Source organism: Chitinimonas sp. BJB300, from assembly GCF_002735695.1.
In the GTDB taxonomy this organism is placed as follows: domain Bacteria; phylum Pseudomonadota; class Gammaproteobacteria; order Burkholderiales; family Chitinimonadaceae; genus Chitinimonas.
Genome location: NZ_PDZH01000206.1, coordinates 1 through 4,637, shown reverse-complemented (window position 1 = coordinate 4,637; position 4,637 = coordinate 1). Strand labels below are relative to the sequence as shown.

The 4,637-nt window shown below is 49.3% G+C and carries 4 protein-coding genes; 3 read left to right on the top strand and 1 reads right to left on the bottom strand.

What is annotated here, in order from left to right; genetic code table 11:
- The first annotated feature begins 125 nt into the window (after positions 1-125).
- Positions 126-458: an alpha/beta fold hydrolase gene (locus tag CSQ89_RS20070; RefSeq protein WP_199065745.1), complete on the top strand. Its 333-nt coding sequence runs from the start codon at positions 126-128 to the stop codon at positions 456-458.
- A gap of 218 nt (positions 459-676) precedes the next feature.
- Here the strand turns inward: CSQ89_RS20070 and CSQ89_RS20065 are convergent, their stop codons facing one another.
- Positions 677-2,200, bottom strand: coding sequence for a PQQ-dependent sugar dehydrogenase (locus CSQ89_RS20065; protein ID WP_099407788.1), 1,524 nt, complete (start codon positions 2,198-2,200; stop codon positions 677-679).
- A gap of 465 nt (positions 2,201-2,665) precedes the next feature.
- On the opposite strand from CSQ89_RS20065, the gene CSQ89_RS20060 reads away from it, so the two are divergent.
- Positions 2,666-2,866 carry a hypothetical protein gene (locus CSQ89_RS20060; protein ID WP_099407787.1) on the top strand — a complete coding sequence of 67 codons (201 nt, stop codon included), beginning with the start codon at positions 2,666-2,668 and terminating at the stop codon, positions 2,864-2,866.
- 11 nt (positions 2,867-2,877) lie between these two features.
- A complete protein-coding gene (locus CSQ89_RS20055; RefSeq protein WP_099407786.1) occupies positions 2,878-4,485 on the top strand; it encodes a hypothetical protein in 1,608 nt (535 codons plus the stop codon).
- The last annotated feature ends 152 nt before the right edge of the window (positions 4,486-4,637 follow it).

Below are 4,637 nucleotides of genomic sequence, written 5' to 3'. Positions count from 1 at the left end.
GCTCAAGCAAGCGACCAAAGCCCATATGGAGATGTTGGAAAACACCCCGGAACGAGTGTGCTCCTATTTCGAAGACCCCAGGATCAAGTACGCCGCCTGATCAATACTTAGTTGCCGGGTGAATAGTGCATCCTGCCCAGCTGAATGATGCCGCTATCGTGGAGGTCATCGCTGCCATGGCCCATAGCGTTGGCAAAGATGCTTTCCTGCGCCAGCAAACCGCCATTATGGGACGCATCGACAGTTGCCCCTCTTTATCCAAGATCGACTGCCCAACCCTGGTTCTATGCGGCCGTGAGGACGAAATCACCCCACTTGAAGTGCACAGGGAAATGGTGGAAGGCATTGTAGGTTCGAAACTGGTTGTTGTGGATAAGTGCGGTCACCTCTCGACCCTGGGGCAACCACAACAGGTAGCCGATGCACTCAACCGTTGGCTGTTGGATGCGCACGAGTAGAACCTGCTGTAATTAGACAGACCAAAACGTCACGGCGCCCCCCCCTACGCTTAACCATAGGGTCCATACCCTAACTTAGAACCTATCTGAAATCTGCTGTGCGCCAGCAATAAAGCGGTGAATACAACCTCGGAATGCGCATTTACCATGCTTAAACGCCGCTTCCTCGGCTTTTTCGCTTGGTCTCGCTTTAGCTCGCAAGACTTTAGACAGGTTCCTTAATGCCCCGGTTGTGCCGACGAAGCGACCTTGTTCTGGCTGCTGACACGCCAAATCACATTGCCCACATCATCGGCCACCAACAACGCCCCTTGCTTGTCCAGTGCCACGCCTACGGGCCGCCCATATGCCTTGCCTTCACTATTGAGGAAGCCAGTCAACACGTCAATCGGCGGCGCTTTGGCCGGCTTGCCGTTATCAAAGGGGATAAAGACCACTTTATAACCGCTATGAGGCCGGCGATTCCACGACCCATGCTGACCAATAAACATGCCCTCCGCAAAACGTGCGGGTAAGGTTGTCCCTGTTGAATACGTCAGACCAAGCGAGGCAGTATGCGCACCCAGGGCATAGTCGGGAGCAATCGCTTTGGCCACCAAGTCAGGCTTGGGGGGCGTAACGCGCTCATCGACATGCTGGCCAAAATAGCTATAGGGCCAGCCATAAAAAGCCCCATCGCGTACCGAGGTCATATAGTCGGGTACCAAGTCATTGCCGATTTCGTCCCGCTCGTTTACCACTGTCCACAATGCCCCGCTGGTGGGTTCCCATGCCATACCATTGGGGTTGCGCAGGCCTGATGCAAAAATCCGATGCGTACCGCGCTGTCTGTCTATCTCCCAGATAGCTGCCCTGCCCACTTCCACATCCATACCGCGCTCACCTACATTGCTGTTTGACCCCACCGTCACATACAGCTTTGAGCCATCGGTGCTTGCAATCAGGTTCTTGGTCCAATGGTGGTTGATGTCGCCCGCCGGCAGCGCCACGACGGTCTTACCCTTCGCCGTGATGCGTGTCTCACCAGGGTTGTATGGGAAGCGTACTACTGCATCGGAATTGGCCACATAAAGCTCGTTCCCTACCAATGCCATGCCAAACGGTGAGTACAATCCTTCCAAAAGCACCGATCGCTGATCCGCCACCCCGTCGCCATTGGTATCCCGCAACAAGGTGATGCGATTCGCGCTGGGCACGCCCGCACCGGCTTTTTTCATGACGAAACGCATCACCCACCCTCTTATGCCGCCCTCGCCGGGGGGCTTGGGTGGTGAATTGGTCTCGGCTACCAATACGTCACCATTTGGCAGTACATACAACCAGCGTGGGTGGTCCAAACCGCTGGCAAAGGCCACCACATTGGTGCCCTGCGTGGCTTGCGGCGTTACACCAGCCGGCCACCCTAGGGGCGGTGCGATATTCACCGTTGGCACCAACGCCTTTTGTGGCTCCGGCAACGTAGGCGACGGGCCGAACCCAGCAGAGACCGGTAATTTGGCTTCCTCGTTGCATGCTGAAAGCAGCAATAGAACGCCGGCGACAACACAATATGAAGGCCTCGGTAGGAAATGAAAGCGCTTTGTCATAGCCGCCCCATCAAGAGCATTACAACCAGAATGGCCACCAACACACCCTACACCACCGCTGGACCAATAACCCCAATTACGGCTATAGGCCCAAGTGGGAATCGCGCCGATGAGTATCAAAATCAAGACAACCAACAGAATAGTTTCCAAGCCCATGATTTTCTCCCGAATAAATAAAGTAGGTATCCAACTCAGCCTACCACTTGCTGAAACTTTGGATTAAGCGTCACACGTAATGTGTGTTGACTGTCCAACAAGTCACAGCAGAAAACGGGCCAATGGATTATCCAAACCAAATTTCAAACTAAACAAGCGATTGCACCCGATTTAGGGCAATACGCCGCTGAAAACAATACGTCACACGGTAAAATTTACAATCCAGTCACAGCAACCCATTGATTGAATACACCGTCCGTGAAAAATGCCGTTTCATCCATATGGGGGATGTGAGCAACACAGGGTTCACTTAAATAAGATACCCAAGCGCACATTTTATTGATTGACCGTTGGGTTTCTTACGAACCCATCCCGACAATGCGATGTTCGCCTCGGTAACACATGCGTACTTTATGAAACAGCGTTGCCGAAAATTATTAATTATTAAGTTATGAGGAATGAATCATGAAAGATACCCAATCCGTCAAAAAAGATATTGTCTTCACCACCAAGGACAAAGGGGGCCAGGAAATACGTCTTAGTGGTCTATCGAATGATGTACTGTCCCGGCCCGAACAAATAAAAAAGGTAATGGAACTCTTGAACCTGCCTGAAGGTGCCGTGGCACGCATTATGCATACGACAGAAGATGTAATCATTCGCTGAGGACTACTTCGATGCTCCCCATCAAAGGTTATTTACGCGATTCTGTATCTATTCACTGGCTTCCCGCCAGTGTCGAGCTGGCCTATTCGGTATGGAGCATCGAACTTCCGCTGCGCCATTTATCACCCAGCAAAAAACTGTCGGCATTTCTTCGTAGAGAGATTCCGTCATCTGATTTGGTGGGAGAACAAGAGCAGGTACAAAATTTAATTTACATACTTTCTTATCAAGGCTGTTTAATCTCAGAAAAAATCAAACAACACTATTCGCTTCAAGAAATAAAATCGTTATATGTCTCATTCTGCAATGAATTTTACGGACGTTATTATGCACATCCTGTTTGGGGGGACATGAGAGCGGAAACCATTCCTAACTCGATTATCCTGCAATGGATATCCAGAACCTATTTTCTGTCACGCTTCGCCGGCGTTACTGCATCCGCTGCCAGTCTGAACGGGCCAACAGTAGAAGTGCAGACTGCTTTTCTGAAAAGCGCCGTAGAAGAATATTCACATTGCGAAGACTACTACCTGCCCCCCCCAGCCCTATACCCGGCCGAGCAGGGCTACACTGCGGGTATTGCACCGTCTGCCAGCTTTATTGCGTTTGACCAACAAATGCTGCATATCGCGCAGCACGATTGGTTAGCGCATTTGTTTGTTGCGCTGATCCAAGAACGTACAGCCCATTTCAAAGATGGCGCCAATCATCTTTACTCGCGCGTGGAGCATCAACTTGATATGCCGGGTTTATTTGATGGATGGCGCACCCATATTTCATTCGATGAAGACCATGCACATGCAGATGATCTGGAAACATTATTTGAACAAAAACTACCTATGCCGGTAGAACAATTGCAAAAATCGTTTGATGAGGCTAATCTCGCTCTCGAATTACTGAGCGATGGCCTGGATGATGTATTGAACCTTGGAGAAATGGGGATCAATCCAAGAGCCGTAGTCGATACTCCGACGTTACGTCCCCAGCATGTTCGAGGCATAAGATGCTTGACCGGGGTTCACGAATATACCGTCAATGCAACATCAATTAATGCATTAACCATTGAAATCGTTGAGTTGATTGCAAACTCACGTGCAGGGGCGAATTTCCTGGATCATGCTGCGGCGTTTCTGCTTAACAAAATTGAACCGTGCCTGGCCCAACTCGTTGCTGCTTGTGTCAAGCACTGTGATCAGCATGCAGAAATTATTTATCTTGGAAATGTGCTGGCAGCGGTTGCCAAAACCAACCTAAGACAAACCCTAGCCATAATCCCAATGGAAAAATCTGGACGCATCATTCAGAACTTTCTGTCTCACCATACCAAAAACCCAACCCAGTTCGCATTTACACTACTTACCATTATGCGAATAATTGAAGCTGGATTAAAAATCTCCAACCAATCAAGTAATATCAGCCGTATACATTCTGTTACCAAGATGTTGGAAACAGCGGTAATTAAATTGGGTCGAAACGATGCGATCATTCCTCGTATTAATGAGGCACTATTTATCATCACTTTCTTAGAATTCGCCTACGACAAAAAAGCGCTTGGCAGCCCAGCCTTTAAAATCGCTATGCGATATACCGGATATGGTACCAAACAAACATCCCATTAACACAGCCGCCTTTTATCATTTAACTATGGCGGATTTAAAAACGAACCTGACGGATTTTTATTTATCACTGGATGGTAAATCCATTGGCAAGACTGTAATTCATCCCGGTTCGTTCGGTAAATACCTCGATGGGGGTTTTATATCCATGTCGC